General features: G+C 61.8%; 20 protein-coding genes. 7 read left to right on the top strand and 13 right to left on the bottom strand.

Going from position 1 to position 14,299, the window contains the following annotated elements:
* The first annotated feature begins 40 nt into the window (after window positions 1-40).
* The 3 genes from MHAR_RS01385 to MHAR_RS01375 all read left to right on the top strand — a co-directional run bounded on the left by MHAR_RS01385 (window position 41) and on the right by MHAR_RS01375 (window position 1,841).
* Complete coding sequence (locus MHAR_RS01385) at window positions 41-718, top strand: HEAT repeat domain-containing protein (protein WP_014585845.1); 678 nt, start codon at window positions 41-43, stop codon at window positions 716-718.
* Between the two features lie 90 nt (window positions 719-808).
* Window positions 809-1,372: a hypothetical protein gene (locus MHAR_RS01380; protein WP_048144228.1), complete on the top strand. Its 564-nt coding sequence runs from the start codon at window positions 809-811 to the stop codon at window positions 1,370-1,372.
* A gap of 94 nt (window positions 1,373-1,466) precedes the next feature.
* Complete coding sequence (locus tag MHAR_RS01375) at window positions 1,467-1,841, top strand: DUF488 domain-containing protein (protein WP_014585843.1); 375 nt, start codon at window positions 1,467-1,469, stop codon at window positions 1,839-1,841.
* Between the two features lie 61 nt (window positions 1,842-1,902).
* Here MHAR_RS01375 and MHAR_RS01370 read toward each other — a convergent pair whose 3' ends face one another.
* Window positions 1,903-3,027, bottom strand: a complete 1,125-nt coding sequence (locus tag MHAR_RS01370) for an ABC transporter substrate-binding protein (RefSeq protein WP_228369588.1) — start codon at window positions 3,025-3,027, stop codon at window positions 1,903-1,905.
* Window positions 3,028-3,216: 189 nt separating this feature from the next.
* On the bottom strand, window positions 3,217-3,789 hold the full coding sequence (locus tag MHAR_RS01365) for a hypothetical protein (protein ID WP_143763224.1): 573 nt from the start codon (window positions 3,787-3,789) through the stop codon (window positions 3,217-3,219).
* 394 nt (window positions 3,790-4,183) lie between these two features.
* Between MHAR_RS01365 and MHAR_RS01360 the strand changes: the two genes are divergently transcribed.
* Window positions 4,184-5,005 (top strand): hypothetical protein, encoded by an 822-nt coding sequence (locus tag MHAR_RS01360; protein WP_048144225.1) that lies wholly within the window; start codon window positions 4,184-4,186, stop codon window positions 5,003-5,005.
* Between the two features lie 239 nt (window positions 5,006-5,244).
* Here MHAR_RS01360 and MHAR_RS01355 read toward each other — a convergent pair whose 3' ends face one another.
* The 8 genes from MHAR_RS01355 to MHAR_RS01330 form a co-directional block, all read right to left on the bottom strand.
* Window positions 5,245-5,739, bottom strand: a complete 495-nt coding sequence (locus MHAR_RS01355; RefSeq protein WP_143763223.1) for a metal-dependent transcriptional regulator — start codon at window positions 5,737-5,739, stop codon at window positions 5,245-5,247.
* Between the two features lie 224 nt (window positions 5,740-5,963).
* Window positions 5,964-6,383, bottom strand: a complete 420-nt coding sequence (locus MHAR_RS12325; protein ID WP_014585839.1) for a hypothetical protein — start codon at window positions 6,381-6,383, stop codon at window positions 5,964-5,966.
* A 10-nt stretch (window positions 6,384-6,393) separates the two neighbouring features.
* On the bottom strand, window positions 6,394-7,698 hold the full coding sequence (feoB, locus tag MHAR_RS13880; RefSeq protein ID WP_014585838.1) for a ferrous iron transport protein B: 1,305 nt from the start codon (window positions 7,696-7,698) through the stop codon (window positions 6,394-6,396).
* Window position 7,699: 1 nt separating this feature from the next.
* On the bottom strand, window positions 7,700-8,401 hold the full coding sequence (locus MHAR_RS13875) for a FeoB small GTPase domain-containing protein (RefSeq protein WP_014585837.1): 702 nt from the start codon (window positions 8,399-8,401) through the stop codon (window positions 7,700-7,702).
* A complete protein-coding gene (locus MHAR_RS01340) occupies window positions 8,398-8,661 on the bottom strand; it encodes a FeoA family protein (protein WP_014585836.1) in 264 nt (87 codons plus the stop codon). Before MHAR_RS01340 ends, MHAR_RS13875 begins: the two co-directional genes overlap by 4 nt.
* Window positions 8,654-8,737 carry a hypothetical protein gene (locus MHAR_RS14170; RefSeq protein ID WP_394296399.1) on the bottom strand — a complete coding sequence of 28 codons (84 nt, stop codon included), beginning with the start codon at window positions 8,735-8,737 and terminating at the stop codon, window positions 8,654-8,656. Before MHAR_RS14170 ends, MHAR_RS01340 begins: the two co-directional genes overlap by 8 nt.
* A complete protein-coding gene (locus MHAR_RS01335; RefSeq protein ID WP_228369587.1) occupies window positions 8,734-8,904 on the bottom strand; it encodes a FeoA family protein in 171 nt (56 codons plus the stop codon). Before MHAR_RS01335 ends, MHAR_RS14170 begins: the two co-directional genes overlap by 4 nt.
* Before the next feature lie 506 nt (window positions 8,905-9,410).
* Window positions 9,411-9,932, bottom strand: a complete 522-nt coding sequence (locus MHAR_RS01330) for a class I SAM-dependent methyltransferase (RefSeq protein WP_143763222.1) — start codon at window positions 9,930-9,932, stop codon at window positions 9,411-9,413.
* 281 nt (window positions 9,933-10,213) lie between these two features.
* Between MHAR_RS01330 and MHAR_RS01325 the strand changes: the two genes are divergently transcribed.
* The 3 genes from MHAR_RS01325 to MHAR_RS01315 are packed head-to-tail and all read left to right on the top strand — an operon-like array spanning window position 10,214 to window position 12,441.
* Window positions 10,214-10,636 (top strand): GerW family sporulation protein, encoded by a 423-nt coding sequence (locus MHAR_RS01325; RefSeq protein WP_014585834.1) that lies wholly within the window; start codon window positions 10,214-10,216, stop codon window positions 10,634-10,636.
* A 24-nt stretch (window positions 10,637-10,660) separates the two neighbouring features.
* Complete coding sequence (locus MHAR_RS01320; RefSeq protein ID WP_014585833.1) at window positions 10,661-11,368, top strand: hypothetical protein; 708 nt, start codon at window positions 10,661-10,663, stop codon at window positions 11,366-11,368.
* Window positions 11,369-11,409: 41 nt separating this feature from the next.
* Window positions 11,410-12,441: a ketopantoate reductase family protein gene (locus MHAR_RS01315; protein ID WP_014585832.1), complete on the top strand. Its 1,032-nt coding sequence runs from the start codon at window positions 11,410-11,412 to the stop codon at window positions 12,439-12,441.
* 7 nt (window positions 12,442-12,448) lie between these two features.
* On the opposite strand, the gene MHAR_RS01310 is transcribed toward MHAR_RS01315, so the two are convergent.
* The 3 genes from MHAR_RS01310 to MHAR_RS01300 are packed head-to-tail and all read right to left on the bottom strand — an operon-like array spanning window position 12,449 to window position 14,258.
* Window positions 12,449-12,841 (bottom strand): P-II family nitrogen regulator, encoded by a 393-nt coding sequence (locus MHAR_RS01310; RefSeq protein ID WP_014585831.1) that lies wholly within the window; start codon window positions 12,839-12,841, stop codon window positions 12,449-12,451.
* Window positions 12,838-13,566, bottom strand: coding sequence for a DUF1538 domain-containing protein (locus MHAR_RS01305; RefSeq protein ID WP_014585830.1), 729 nt, complete (start codon window positions 13,564-13,566; stop codon window positions 12,838-12,840). The genes MHAR_RS01310 and MHAR_RS01305 overlap by 4 nt, the downstream gene beginning before the upstream one ends.
* Window positions 13,563-14,258 (bottom strand): DUF1538 domain-containing protein, encoded by a 696-nt coding sequence (locus MHAR_RS01300; RefSeq protein ID WP_014585829.1) that lies wholly within the window; start codon window positions 14,256-14,258, stop codon window positions 13,563-13,565. Before MHAR_RS01300 ends, MHAR_RS01305 begins: the two co-directional genes overlap by 4 nt.
* Window positions 14,259-14,299: the final 41 nt, after the last annotated feature.

The raw sequence follows: 14,299 nt of genomic DNA, 5'->3' as shown, positions 1-14,299 counted from the left end.
GAGATGAGATCGGAGCTGATTTTTGCGGCGGTGGCCTGAGATGGCAGAGATTGATGACCTGTTGCGGGCTGTGAAGGGTGGCGATCTGCATGCCCGTCAGATGGCGGCTTACGCCCTGGGGAGGATCGGCGACCCCCGGGCCGTCGGACCCCTCATCGAAGCTCTGAAGGACGGGGACGGGAAGGTTCGGGAGCGAGCCGCCTGGTCTCTAGGGAAGATCGGCGACCCCAGGGCCACAGAGCCCATCATAGAAGCCCTGAAGGACGGAGAGATGATGGTCAGATCGAGGGCAGCCTTCGCCCTCGGCCTCCTGGGAGATCCCGGGGCGACCGATCCTCTGATCCGAGCCCTGGAGGACGAGAGGAGGGGGGTCCGGTGGAGGGCGGTGGAGGCCCTCGGCAGGATCGGAGACCCGAGGGGCGCCGAACCCCTCATCGAAGCCCTGGGGGACCCAGTCTGGAGCGTCCGGTCGAGGGCGGCCTGGTCCCTGGGCAAGATCGGCGATCCTCGGGCCGTCGGCCCCCTCATAGGAGCCCTCAAAGACCCCTACGAGCACGTCCGGCGGAACGCCGCCATCGCCCTCTGCCGGATCGGTGACGCCAGGGCGACGCGTCCCCTCGCCGAGGCCCTCCACGACGAGGCCCCCTCCGTCCAGGCCGCCGCCGCCGAGGCGCTGGAGAGGATCCGGGGCCAGCCCGACAAACCAGAGCCCCGATGATCCTCCCCTTTCCAGGGCGGCCCCGCCGACCGCCTCCTTCCGACCCTTTGAGTGATCGCCACGCCCCTGATGATACGAAGCCCTGATGATATGAAGCCAGAGCACCGCCAGACCAGGGTACTCCACCCCTCGGGGCGGCAGATCGCCGTCGACGCCGGATTAGCGCCCCTCCTCGCTGCCCTCTGGAGCGAGGGGATCGAGACCGCCAACTCCTGCGAAGAGGAGGAGCCGGGAGTGATCTGGATCGAGTTTGAGACCGCCTCCGGCCTGAGCCGCTTCCTCAAGATCGTAGCCCGCAGCCTCGATCCCCGGGACGAAGGCCGCGGAGGGCTCCGCGACCGGATGACGCGAATGTCGCCGGCGCGGGGCTTCTGGCGGTATACGACGAACGTCTACGCCGATCGGCCCCCCCTCGATGGAGAGGGGCTCATGGCGTCGGATCCCGACTCCCCGCCGCCAGCGGCTAGGAGGACGACCGTCTCCCTCCGATTTCCAGTGACCGACTACCAGCGAGTCTACCAGCTCTTCATGGAGGCTCGGAGATCCTCGGGCGGGGCGGAGGAGGAAGGTGTGGAGGAAGAAGGGGAGGAGAGGGGTGAAGGTCAGGGCTCGGAGGATGAGAGTGGGTTGGGAGGGGAGGAGGGAGAACGGTAGGGGGGACGGCTCCCGGGCGGGGAATCCGCGAAGACTTCGGAGATGAGGCCGACGAAGGTATTAATAACATAAAAAGAAATTATTTTTGATATATATGATCCGGATAAAGCGCGCCTACGATCCTCCCGCCCCCGGGGACGGGAAGCGCTTCCTCGTCGACCGCCTCTGGCCGAGGGGGATCGGAAAGGAGGCTCTCAAGGTCGACGGCTGGACCAAGGAGGCCGCCCCCTCCGACGGGCTGCGGCGGTGGTACGGCCACGACCCCTCCCGATGGGAGGAGTTTCGGAGGCGATACCGGGAAGAGCTGGAGGCGAATAGAGCCGCCTGGGAGCCCCTCCTGGAGGCGGCCCGATCCGGGGATCTGACGCTGGTCTACAGCGCCCGGGACGAGGAGCGGAACAACGCCGCCGTCCTCCAGGAGCACCTGGAGAGGGCGCTGGACTCTCTTCAGCCCCAACTCTCCCCATGAAGCGGGGTCCGGCCCGGAGCCCTGGGACCTGACCTCTCCGGGACGTCCCGGATTATGCCGATCAGATCGAAGGGCCCGGGACCACCACCGCCGAGCCATCGATCACCCCGTCCCGGAGGGATATCATCGTCACCCCCTTATTGGGGATGCGGCGGCCACCATCGTAGCTTATATCCCCCGTAACTCCAACAAATCCCGTTGTGTTCTGGAGGGCCTCAAGAATCGCCTCCGGATCCTCCGAGCCGGCTCGATCCATCGCCTCCGCCAGGAGCATTACGGCGTCGTACCCCAGGGCTGCGAAGGCGTTCTCGGGGGGGTGGCCGTACAGGCCATCGTAGGCTCTGACGAAGGGCCCGCTCCTCGACGAGTTCTCGTCCAGGAGGGCGTGGGCGCTGAAGACGATCCTTCCCGTCCCCCCCCTCCTCAGCTCGGGGGAGTCGAGGCTGTCGCCTCCGAATACGGGGATCTCGATCCCCGCATCCCGGACCTCCCCGACGACCTCCGCCGCCAGATCCGGTCCCGCCGCCAGGTATATCATATCCGGGCTTGCCTCCCCGATCGCCTGGACGAGGGCCTCTTTATCCGAGCCGTTGAGGAAGGCCTCAAAGGCTATCTCGCCCCCGAGGGCCTGGTACCGCTCCCTGAAGTAGCCGGCGAGGAGGCGGGCGTACTCCATCTCGCCTTCCACCAGGAGGGCGCAGGTCAACAAATCCATCTCAAAGGCGTGCTCTGCCCCGGCCGCCGCCTGGACGTCGTCGCCGAAGCAGGCGAGGAAGAGCCCATCGTACACCTCAGGGAGTCGAGGGGAGGTGGCCCCCGAGGTGAGGAAGGGGATCCCGGCGCCGGCAGCCCCTGGGGCTGCGGCCACCACCATATCCGTATCCGAGAGGCCGATCATCCCGGAGAGGTTCTCCTCCGCCAGATCGAGGGAGCATCGGCGAACCTCTGCGGGATCGCTCTTTCCATCACATAGCAGAAGATCGACCCTCCGGCCGTCGATCCCTCCCGCGGCGTTGATCTCCTCTACGGCGAGCCTCGCCCCCCGGGAGGAGGGGAGGTCCAGGGGCGCCTGGGACCCCTCCAGGTTGTATATCGCCCCGATCTTCAATGGTCCCTCCTCCGCCCCACCGACTCCGATCGGGGCCTGATCTGACCCTTCTGCCGCCACGAGACCCAAGGCGCCCAACCCCAGGAGCGCCATCGCTGCAAGTAATGGTCCAACTCTCCAACCATCCGGACTCAAGATCGCTTACCTCCTATAAAGATCGAACAATAAGATGGTAACGCCCATATAATAAAGTGCCTGATATCGGCGCCTTTGGTGCCCGAATTGATGGAAAAAATAAAGGATTTGGCTGCCGGCCCCTCCCGGGGATCACATCCGGCAGCAGCCATACGCCCAGCTGCACCACTGGCGGCAGCCGCAGTTGCAGCATGCCGACGACTTCGAGAAGCTGGGGCCGCAGTGGGTCGCGACACACCCCAGATAGCCTACGATGGAGGTCGCCGCCGGGGAGCAGACGTTGGGCCCCAGACCGCACTCCTCCCCGACCAGAGGGAGCTGGCCCAGCATACACGTCCACCAGCTGTTGGCCTCCACCACCGAGAGCCCCGAAGGAGAGGCTGCGACGTAGTACTCCTCGATCGCGGAGACGTTCTCCTTGGGGGCTTTGAGGATGAAGGTGTACTGGGCCGCATATGCCCCGTCGGAGCTCTTCACCGCCATCCGACCGACGGCAGCGGCCATATCCGAGCCGGGGTTTGAGTACTCCTGGATGAAGAACTCGTAGGTCTGATCCGCCTCATCCCCCTCCCCGGTCCTGTTATAGCTCTGCCTCATGCCGAAGAAATTATCCGAGGTCATCTCTTTATCCGGCGAGAACCCCTCTGCTGCAAGATGCTGATCTGCCATCTGAACCCGATCGTCGGAGCTTCTGAGCTGGTCCATCTCAAGGCTGACGGAGGACTCGGCCAGGATCTCAAAGCCGCCTTCTGGCTGGGCATAAGAGGCCTGGCAAGCGATGACGATCAGGCCAAAAAGTATTGCTCTAAAAACTGAAGGCCCTTTTCTCATAAATACCCCCCTATATTTTTGTTATATCTTATATGGGGAAGTATTAAATATATTATCTTTTCGCCATATCAATCTCCGATGTTTCCGCCCTCTGAGATCTCCGGCTTTCCGGAAGATCATCCTATAGATCATAAGGAACAATTTTGACGGCTAGGGATCTCCAGGGAGAGGAGGGAGAAGGGGAGGCAGAACAGCTGGGACCGTTGACCGCTCGACGGATCATCTTATAACGGTTGAGGACTCCCTAAACCCCGAAGTAGGTGAAGAGATGAGACTGATAGCCATTTTTTCTGTTTTGACTTTGGCGGCTCTGACGGCTTTCCCGGCCAGCGGGTCCCATACATGGTCGGGAGAGGTGCTGGACGTTCGGACAGGCCTGCCGATTGAGGGCGTCAGCGTAAAGGCTAGACTCCCCGGCAGGGTGGATGCATTCCCCGGATACGAGCAGATCACGGGACCAGACGGCAAATTCAGCATAACCTGGCCCGAAGATAGTTGGGATTGGATGGGGGCGGATAAGGTCAATCATTACCTGAGGGTCAATCCCCCATCAACTTGGAAGACGGAGGGGACTGCCAGCGGCTATATGCAAGCAACCGTGATCCGCCCGAGCCCCGAATATGTCACCGTCTACCTCGTACCGAGGGCGGCGTTCATAAAAGGAGTAGCAGTTTCCGCATCTGATGGCACGCCTCTACCCGATTTGAAGCTCTCCCTCCGGCATCCTGGAGGCATCAGAGAGACGGTCAGGACGGATGAAAATGGGGAGTTCGCCTTCAGCCCCATAAACGGTTTCAGATCGGATAACAATGGGTGGCCCCTTACGGTTTATGATGTATATCCCCCCGGCCTCACCGACGACAGCCCCCTGGATCCGGGCGAGTACCAGACCCCCGCCGTCGGGGTGAACGATCCGAAGTACCACGATATGCTCCCCCCAACGGGAGATGACTGGCAGTACACTCGCACCCTGGAGCTGATCACATCAACGACCGACGACCTCCACACCTACGTCGTTTTGAAGGTGCCCGAAAAAGATCAGCCGTTGCCCGCAGACGCCATCACCTCGGAGATACGAGGACTCCGATAGATGGATGGCCGCCGCCAGGGCGAAGAGGGGGAGAGAGAGCCCGTCTGCCTCATCGGACCCCTCCGACCACCAGGGCTGCAGGGGCGTCCTCGTCGACGCTCCCCGGGCGGCTGGGAGGAGGGCCAGAAGGAAGGCCCGCGGAGGAGTAGATCGTGGATTTTGAGGGCGATCTCGGATGTTGGCGGTGCCGTGGAGGAAGCTCCTCGGCCAGTGGCGCCGATGCTCAGAAGAGAAGAGGCTCAATCGGAGCTGGTCTCGGCGATTCGCCGGCGAGAGATGCAACCCCCAGACCCGCAGACGTGCTCTCCCGTCCTGCAGAATACTTCGAAATGGTCCAGCCACGGCGGTCGGTCTGAGCTGAGCTGGACGAACTTAACCAAATTTTTTATCTGTTCTACGGTCTTTGTATCCAGCTTGTGCTCCATGATGCACGCGTCCTTATCTGCTATCGGCTCGGGGACGTTGATCAGCATCAAAAACGCCTTTATGGTGTCGTGCCGATCCTTTATCACCCTACCTATCTCCTCGCCCTTGGGGGTCAAGAACACCCCCTCCTGCTTCTTGTGGACGACGTAGCCCAGATCGTCCAGCTTCTTAACCATCTCGACGACGCTCGGGGGCCTGATATCAAGCTTCTGGGATATATCCCGCACCCTAGCGTACCCCTTCTCCTCCGATATTTCGAAGATCGCTTCCAGATAGTCCTCTGCTTTTCGTGATAGTTTGCTCATCATGAGATCACGCCGTTCGTGGTCACTCTTGATCCTTGAATACGACCTAAAAACGATCTGGGATGATCTTCAAGATCGCCCCAAGATCCTTACACCACCAGCGGCCTCTCCCTTATCGTATCGAATTTAGGTCGGACAAAGAACGTCTTTAGGCGAATATATCGGTAACCCTAACTGATTTAGGCTTTGAATTTAAAACCTAACCGATTCAACAGACTGGATCGGCCTCACCAGGCCATCCCCGCCGATAGCCGCCTCACCTTCAGGGCCAGGGGGAGGGATAGGATGAATATCCATATCTCCGGCCTTGCGTCGGTTAACGCAGGAAGCGCCTCCGCCTCCCCGAGGAGGTACATCAGGCCGTCTGCCCCCATCATCAGCAGGTAGAGGACGCCGAAGACGGCGGTGAGGAAGAGGCCCCCCATAACGAAAGAGAGCCCCTCATGCCTCCCTTGGAAGGCGCCCCTCACCCCGCCGAGGTAGGTCGCTGCCATCACCACCAGGACAAAGCCTCCGAAGAGGTCGCCGGGGATCGACTCCCCCCATCCGCCGAGGATCTCCACCAGGCCGATCGCGAGGCTGATCACCCCCAGGACCGAGGCGTATATCGCCAGCCTTTTGCCAGTTTTGATGCTGAAATCCGTCAATCATCTCACCTCACGAAAATCCTAGCATTCTGCCGAAGCCGATGATCAGGCCGGAGACCAGAAAGGCCAGGACCACCAGATATGTCATCGCAAAGGCCGCCCACCGGTACGAGTTCGTCTCCCTGGCGATGACGCCGATGGTGGCGATGCAGGGGACGTAGATCAATACGAAGGCCATGAAGGCGAATCCGGTGAGGGGCGTGAAGAGCCCCAGGCTGACCAGCGATTCTCCGAGGGACGCCTCCTCGACGCCGAGGAGGATGCCGTAGGTCGCCACCACCACCTCTTTGGCCAGAAGGCCGAAGAGGAGGGCGACCGCGGCCATCCAGTCCCAGCCGAAGGGCTTGAAGATCGGCTCCAGGGCGTGTCCCAGCGACGCGATGTACGAGCTCTCGATCAGCTCTCCGCCGCCCGTCGCCTCCCAGGGATGAGCGGATAAAAACCACACGACTAGGACGGTGCCGAATATTATGGTTCCTGCTCTGGCCAGAAACAGCCTGCCTCGCGCCCACATGTGGACGACCGCCGCCTTCGCCGTCGGCACCGAATAGGCCGGAAGCTCCAGGACGAAGGGCGACGGCTCTCCCCTGAAGAGGGTCCTCCGGAATATCAGAGCCATGATGACCGCCAGGGCGATCCCCAGGAGGTATATGGAGAAGATCACAGTTCCCGCATGCTCAGCGCCGAATAGGGCGCCGGCCATGAGGACGTAGACCGGAAGCCTCGCGCCGCAGCTGATCAGGGGATTGACCAGGATGGTGATCATCCTGTCCTTCTCGCCGTCGATGGACCGGGTGGCCATTATCGCCGGGATGTTGCAGCCGAAGCCCATCATCATGGGGATGAAGGAGCGGCCGTGAAGGCCGAGGCTGTGCATCAGCCGGTCCATGACGAAGGCCGCCCGGGAGAGGTAGCCGCTGTCCTCGAGGATGGAGAGGGCGAAAAAGAGCATGAATATCGGCGGAACGAAGACCAGGACGGAGCCGAGGCCGTCAACGATCCCCCCGGCCACAAAAGAGGCGAGATGGGGGTTTGCGATGCCCTCCTCCGCGAGAGCTCCGAGCCGTCCGAAGAGGAGTTCTATCATGACCATGAAGGGCTCGGATAGAGAGAAGGTGAAGGCGAAGACGGCCCAGAGGAGGGAGAGAAATATGGGGATCCCCAGCCACCGGTGAAGGAATACGTGGTCGAAGATGTCGGTATAGGTCCACCTGCCTCCGCCCTTGGTGACCGCGGTCTGCAGAATATCCGCGATCGCCTGGTACCGCCTTTCGGCGAGGTCTGACGCCGCGTCCTCTTTCGAAAATCCACCCATATCATCTCACCGCCGCTCTGATCGTTCTCTGATGAGGGCTCGTCTCTATCAGCTTCAGCACATGCTCGTCATCTTCGAGCAACCTTATGGCCAGCCACCGGGGCGGGTATCTCCTCGATAGCTCCGCATCTTTGCGGACGGCGTCCTCGACCTCGGCTATGGCGATCTCCGCCTCCTCGCCGTATCCGACCACAATCTTCCTCTTCCCTCCTTCGGCCTTAGCCGCCTCCAGCACCGCATCTTTCAGCCTCTCCACCCCCTCGCCCGATGGGGCGACGGTGGGGACGACGGGCACCCCCAGAAGCTCGGAGAGCTTCTCCGTATCGATGACGATCCCCCTCTCCCGGGCCATGTCCCAGCGGTTGAGGGCCACCACCAGGTTCGCCTCCAGCTCCAGGAGAAGAAGGGTGAGGTAGAGGTTCCTCTCGAGGCTGGTGGCGTCGACGATGTCCACCACCACGTCCGGCCTCTCCTCCAGGATGTAGCTCCTGGATACGAGCTCGTCCTTTGCCGTGGCGGCGAGGCTGTAGGTCCCCGGAAGGTCGACGACCTCGATCTCCTCGCCCCGATGGACGAGCTTTCCCGTCTTCTTCTCCACGGTGACCCCGGGCCAGTTGCCGACGTGCTGCTTCATGCCGGTGAGCCGGTTGAAGAGCTCCGTCTTTCCGACGTTGGGGTTTCCGATGATGGCCACCGTCGTCATGGACCCTCCAATCTGCTGACCAGAATCTTCATGGTGATCCCTCTTCCCAGGGCGATCCTCGATCCGCGGAACGAAATGAGCATCGGACCCTGGGGACAGGACCTGAGAACCAACACCTTCGTCGAGGGGGTGAGGCCCATCTCAGAGAGCCGCTGGGCCAGGCCCCTTCCGCCCCTCACCTCCACCACATTCCCCTCTTCCCCCTCCAGGAGGAAGGCGAGCGGCAGCCCTCCGCCGGAGATCGAGCCGCAGCTATTCATGGCGGTCCACCTCCAGCACCTCCAGAAGGACGTTGGCGGCCTCCCCCCTCCTCAGGGTGAGCCTGTAACCCCTCAGAAGAAACTCCAGGGGATCGCCGAGGGGGCGCTTCGAACCATCTCGATCTCTGCGCCCCTCACGATCCCCATCTCCATGATCTTCGAGCGGAGGGAGCCGCAGGATGATATCTCGATCACCTTCCCCCTCTCCCCCCGCTCCATCTCGTCCAACCGTTTCTCAGCCATTATTTTTCCTCTGCTATCGATGACACCGTTCCGGTCGAAGGTCTCAACCGATCAGGATGGTTCCCCATCGCATGATTCGGATCATCCGAAGAATGGCAGATTGATGCGAGTTAGGTGGAGAAATTGGTATCCCGAAGAGAGTTCGACCCCATGTAGAAATCCGAACATTCTCGGCAAAGGGGTCGACGAAATCAGAGAAGGATAAAAATGAATTGAGCCGGAGATGGTTGTGCGGAATGGCATTAAGATGGAGTCGTGTTTCATGGCAGCCCCGATGATATCGGCTCTAAGGAGGTCACCTTTGGTTGGCTTTATACGCATCGGGCGTCGCCCCATTCTCCGGCCCAGGGCTTACATTCCCCCTTAGGTGGACAAGTAATGTGCCCTAAAGGCAATAGGTTTTCGAAGACGGGACCTAAAGAGCTGAGACCTGAAGAGCCGAAGATGCGGTGCCGGACTCCCATCGACGACGAAAATTCGAACTTCAAGAAAAAAGTGGTCAGGCTTCAGGATCGGCATCCTGATGAAAGAGAAGGTCCACAGAGCGGGGAAACCGAAGACGTCCCAAAGTCTTCGGCCCGATATACCACGTAGTTCCTCCCCCGCCGCTCCACCAGGTGGTCCCATTCTGGCGGCAGAAAGTCCATCATGGGGCCGCTTCTGATGATCACCCTCTTCCTCGCTATCCGGAGCATCTCCTCCACAAACCTCCTCACCCCGGCCCGGGGGTCGCCCCGCCTGCGGAAGGGCTTCATCGGCGGGTTTAATGAGACGACGTAAGAGAAGCTCTCCGACGGATAATCGAGGTCGGTTATGTCGGCGAGCCGGGCCGGTATCCCCCGTTCGACGAGATGCTCTACGAAGGCGGGGGAGTTGTCGTGGCCGCAGACGTCGTCGTAGAGGCAGGCCAGGGATACCGGCCCGCAGGCCACGTCCAGGATCCTCCCCTCCAGATCTATCCCCATCTGGTCCAGGTACCCCTCGAACTTATCTCGGGCTACGGAACAATATCGGATACAAGTCACCAAATCCGTCCACCTCGTCCTCTTTGATCCCGATCGGCTCGGGAAGAAGGCTTCAGATCCCGACCGGTGGCGAGGGAGTTCTTCTTTAGGAATCCAAATAATATTCCCTAAAAATAATAGGTTGCGAGGAGATCTCCCGAACCGATCCGACTGGGCCGACACTATGGAACGCAGAGCAGCCACGAGAAGGTCCAGAGCTGCGATGAAGCCCCACCCCCCCTTCTTTCGCCATCCCCAGAGAAAGTTTTTAACGGTAGGAGAAGAGAATTATTAGAGGATAAATTATGACCGAAGTTGAAGCTCTCTTGAAGGCCACCATCGGAGAGATGGAGAGGCTCCTCGCCACCAAGACCGTCATCGGCGAGCCGATCACCGCCGGAGGAAAGACCGTGATACCCCTCTTGAGCGTCGGCGCCGGCTTCGGGGCCGGGGCGGGCGCGGGGAAGGAGGACGAAGGAACGGGGGGCGGCGCCGGTGGCGGCTTCGGCATCAAGCCCGTCGCCGTTATCATCATCGAGGAGGAGTCGGTCCGGGTCGAGCCCGTCGAGAAGAAGCCGGGCTCCCTCATCGAGCAGCTGGCGGATAAGATCCCCTCGCTGATAAAGAAGGAGATCGATGAGAGGGAGGAGAGGAAGGGGAAGGAGAAGGAGGCGGAGGAGAAGAGCGGAGGGGAGAAGGGGAAGGGAAAGGAGATCAAGGTCGAGTAGAGAGGAGGAGGGGGACGCCCCACCATGACCCACCCCGCCATCCTGGGCCCCGCGGCCCTGATCCTCCAGCTCCTGCTCCTTCTTTTCGTTCTGCTGGCCCTTCTCCTCCTCGTCCCCGTCGACCTGGAGGGGAGGGTCGCAAGAGGCGGTGACCGCCCCGAGGCGAGGGTGAGGGTGAGCTGGCTCTTCGGCCGCCTCCAGAAAGACCTCTTCCGCGGCGGCGAACGGGAGCCTTCGAAGGCATGGGGAGAGAAACCCCCCCCGGCAGAAGAGGAGGTGGAAGGAGAAGAAGAGGATGAAGGGGAGAGAGAGGATGAAGGGGAGAGAGAGGATGAAGGGGAGGGAAGGGGTCGAAGCTCCCCTAGGATCGCCCTCGAACTCCTCCGAACCCGGGGATTTCTCAGAAGCCTCGGGGATCTCCTGAGGGGCCTCTCTGGGGCAGTTCAGGTCCAGTCCCTCCGAATCGACCTCTCCGTCGGCCTCTCCGACCCCGCCGATACCGCGGAGGCCTTCGGCCTTATGATGGCGGTTCTGATGCCCCTCGAGGCCGTCACCCCCCTGAGGGCAGAGGTCGCCCCGTCCTTCGCCGAGGAGAGGCTCGCGGGGTCATTTGAGGGGAGGCTTAGGGTCGTCCCCATCAAAATCCTCCCGCCCCTGGCCCGGTTCCTCCTCTCGCCTCCTGCCTGGCGGGCCGGCTGGCGGGCGATCAGGGCGAAGCGGGGGAAGAGGTGAAGTAGATTGAGCTCAATTGGGCCCAAAAGAGGGCTCAAGGGATGAAGGCTTTGATCTACGGGGGCGGCGCCGTCGGGCTGGGGATTGCAAGCTGCCTGATTTTGTCCGGCGCGAAGGTCGATATAATCGCGCGAGAGGGGACGGTCTCCGCCCTGAGAAAGGGGGGCCTGGCCAGGACCGGGATCTTCGGCTCCGTCGAGGTCGGGCCGGAGGGGTTCGGGGCCTTCGCCTCCCTGGACGAGCTTCTCCGGCTCGGAGGGCGACGGCTCCAGGACGGCGGGCTCAACCGGGACCGCGACTTTGGCTGCGACTACGACTACGTCCTCATCTGCACCAAGTCCCACGGCTCCCCGGCCGCCGCCGCAGACCTCTCCCGCCACCGGAAGATCCTCGGCGACGGTGGCAAGATCGTCCTCTTCCAGAACGGCTGGGGGAACGCCGAGATCTTCGCGGAGCATTTCCCGAAGGATCAGATCTACAGCGCCCGGGTGATCACCGGCTTTTCAAGGCCCGAAAATAACGTCGTCGAGGTGACCGTCCACGCCGACTCGATCCACCTCGGGAGCCTCTTCGGCTCGGACCTCGCGCCGATGGCGCCTCTCGGGGAGGCGATCACAACGGGCGGGATCCCCGCCGAGGTCGTCCCGGAGGTGGGAAAGGACCTCTGGGCGAAGATGCTCTACAACTGCGCCCTGAACCCCCTGGGAGCGATCTTCGGCGTCCCCTACGGCGACCTGGCCGAGGTCTCTGCATCCCGGGAGATCATGGAGGCCCTCATCGGAGAGATCTTCGCAGTGATGGAGGCGGCGGGGTACCGGACCCACTGGTCGACCCCCGATGAGTACAGGGCCGTCTTCTACGAGAAGCTGCTGCCGCCGACGGCGAGGCACGAGTCCTCGACCCTCCAGGACATCCGGGCGAAAAAATCGACGGAGATCGAGGCCCTCAGCGGGGCCGTCGTCCGCCTCGGCGAAGAGGTCGGAGTCCCCACCCCCACCAACGCCACCCTCTACAGGATGGTGAAGTTCATGGAGGCGAGGAACCTCTCGGCGGGATATGGGAACGGCTCCTAGACCTTCTCTAACCATCCTCCAGGGGCGGATCCTTCTCTCCGGGCTCCCCTTTATCGCCTTCGGCGATGCCCCCAACTCCAGCTTTATGGGCCCTGCCGAGGAGCTTATCGATCCTCAGCTCAAACGCTATCCCCTTCCCCGGCTCCTCGAGCTTTCCCGCCTTCACCACCGCCTCGAGGACCCGGTCCGCCTCACAGGTGGAGACTACGGTCAGGACCACCTCCTTCTCCGGCTCGATCATGATGTTCAAGAGCTTCTTCTGCTCGCGAACTCCGACGCCCCTCCCGAAGAGGATCGTCCCCCCCTCGGCGCCAGCATCCATGGAGGCGCAGAGGATCTCATCGCCCCATCCCTTCTTGACGATGGTGACGATGAGGGAGAGATCAGTCTCGCACTTCATCCTTCATCACCCTTCCTCATCCGAATGATTACGCCCAAAGACAATACGAAGATTATGGGGGCGAGGGCGATGAGGGCGATCAGGCCGAAGCCGTCCACCAGGGGATCGCTCCCCTCCATCACCGACGCCGCTCCGACGGCTACGGACATCAGGAACGTGACAGCCATAGGCCCCGTCGCCACGCCCCCCGCATCGAAGGAGATCCCTACAAAGTCCCTGTCGCTCGCGAATAAAAGGATGATGGCGAGGATGTAGCCCGGGATTACTATGTGGAGAATGGGTATCCCGTAATGGATCCTCGCCATCCCGATCCCCACCAGGACCGCCACCCCCAGGGATAGGGTATAGAGCATCAGACTGGACTTGATGTACCCCGACGACGCCTTCTCCACCTGGTAGCAGAGGACCCGGACCGCCGGCTCCGCGTAGGTGGCGAGAAATCCCAGAAGGACCCCGACGGCCAGGAGCACCCACCCCTCTTCATAGCTTCCGAAGAATCGGCCCATCTCCTGGCCGGTGGGGAGGAAGCCCAGGAAGACCCCCGCAAGGAAGAGGACCATCCCGACGGTGGTGAGGGCGATGCCGAAGAGGAGCCTCATCACATGCCTCCTCGGATAGCGGAGATGGAAGACCTGGAAGACCAGAAAGAAGAGGACGAGAGGAATTATCGCCTTGAGGACGTCCAGAGACGACTCCGTCAGAGCCTCCACCGCCTCGGCGATCAAGCCAGGAGCACCCCCAGGAGCATCACGCCCAGGATGGGACCTATGGAGGCGAAGCCGATGAGGCCGAAGCCGTCCGACAGGGCCGACCTCCCCGCCATCACCGAGGCTACGCCGGTGCCGAGGGCGAGGATCAGGGGGACGGTCATGGGGCCGGTGGTCACCCCCCCGGAGTCGAAGGATATGGCGAGATAATCGGGAGGGGTGAAGAAGGAGAGGGCGATGACCAATAGGTAGCTTCCGGCGTAGAGGTACTTTATCGGGACGCCGTAGACGATCCGGAGCATCGAGAGGACGACGAAGATCCCGACGCCGAAGGCGATGGAGACGAGGAGGGCAACCCTGGAGATCACCTCGCCGGATACGGAGGTTATCGTGCTCGTCAGGACCCGGACGTCCGGCTCGGCCAAGGTGGCCAGGAAGGATATGACGAAGGTCACGAGGACGAGGAAGAGGACCGACCCGTGTTTTGCGAGCTCCCCCCCGATCGCCTCTCCCATCGGAAGCATCCCGACCTTCACCCCCATCAGAAAGAAGGTGAATCCTAGCCCCACCATGAACGCGCTCAGGAGGAAGGTGGCTATCTTCTCCGGGGGTGAGCCGACGAGGAAGAGCTGGATCAGGAGGACGACGAGGCTGATGGGAAGGATCGACTGGACCACCTCCTTCAGAGCGTCCTTGAATATATCCCTCATGCCGAAATTCCCCCACAGCGGCCGATCATGACATACCTGGA

The sequence above is a fragment of the Methanothrix harundinacea 6Ac genome, from assembly GCF_000235565.1.
Classification (GTDB): Archaea; Halobacteriota; Methanosarcinia; order Methanotrichales; family Methanotrichaceae; genus Methanocrinis; species Methanocrinis harundinaceus.
The sequence above is the reverse complement of the archived record's forward strand: the minus strand, read 5'-3'. Positions and strand labels throughout refer to the sequence as shown.

Excerpts from the sequence above, each read along its gene's own strand:
- feoB (WP_014585838.1), bottom strand. The coding sequence starts at position 7,698 with ATGGGTGGATTTTCGAAAGAGGACGCGGCGTCAGACCTCGCCGAAAGG.
- MHAR_RS01375 (WP_014585843.1), top strand. The coding sequence starts at position 1,467 with ATGATCCGGATAAAGCGCGCCTACGATCCTCCCGCCCCCGGGGACGGG.
- MHAR_RS13875 (WP_014585837.1), bottom strand. The coding sequence starts at position 8,401 with ATGACGACGGTGGCCATCATCGGAAACCCCAACGTCGGAAAGACGGAG.
- MHAR_RS01355 (WP_143763223.1), bottom strand. The coding sequence starts at position 5,739 with ATGATGAGCAAACTATCACGAAAAGCAGAGGACTATCTGGAAGCGATC.
- MHAR_RS01365 (WP_143763224.1), bottom strand. The coding sequence starts at position 3,789 with ATGGACCAGCTCAGAAGCTCCGACGATCGGGTTCAGATGGCAGATCAG.
- MHAR_RS01315 (WP_014585832.1), top strand. The coding sequence starts at position 11,410 with ATGAAGGCTTTGATCTACGGGGGCGGCGCCGTCGGGCTGGGGATTGCA.
- MHAR_RS01325 (WP_014585834.1), top strand. The coding sequence starts at position 10,214 with ATGACCGAAGTTGAAGCTCTCTTGAAGGCCACCATCGGAGAGATGGAG.
- MHAR_RS01380 (WP_048144228.1), top strand. The coding sequence starts at position 809 with ATGAAGCCAGAGCACCGCCAGACCAGGGTACTCCACCCCTCGGGGCGG.
- MHAR_RS01360 (WP_048144225.1), top strand. The coding sequence starts at position 4,184 with ATGAGACTGATAGCCATTTTTTCTGTTTTGACTTTGGCGGCTCTGACG.
- MHAR_RS01310 (WP_014585831.1), bottom strand. The coding sequence starts at position 12,841 with ATGAAGTGCGAGACTGATCTCTCCCTCATCGTCACCATCGTCAAGAAG.
- MHAR_RS01335 (WP_228369587.1), bottom strand. The coding sequence starts at position 8,904 with ATGGCTGAGAAACGGTTGGACGAGATGGAGCGGGGGGAGAGGGGGAAG.
- MHAR_RS01340 (WP_014585836.1), bottom strand. The coding sequence starts at position 8,661 with ATGAATAGCTGCGGCTCGATCTCCGGCGGAGGGCTGCCGCTCGCCTTC.
- MHAR_RS01320 (WP_014585833.1), top strand. The coding sequence starts at position 10,661 with ATGACCCACCCCGCCATCCTGGGCCCCGCGGCCCTGATCCTCCAGCTC.
- MHAR_RS01385 (WP_014585845.1), top strand. The coding sequence starts at position 41 with ATGGCAGAGATTGATGACCTGTTGCGGGCTGTGAAGGGTGGCGATCTG.
- MHAR_RS01300 (WP_014585829.1), bottom strand. The coding sequence starts at position 14,258 with ATGAGGGATATATTCAAGGACGCTCTGAAGGAGGTGGTCCAGTCGATC.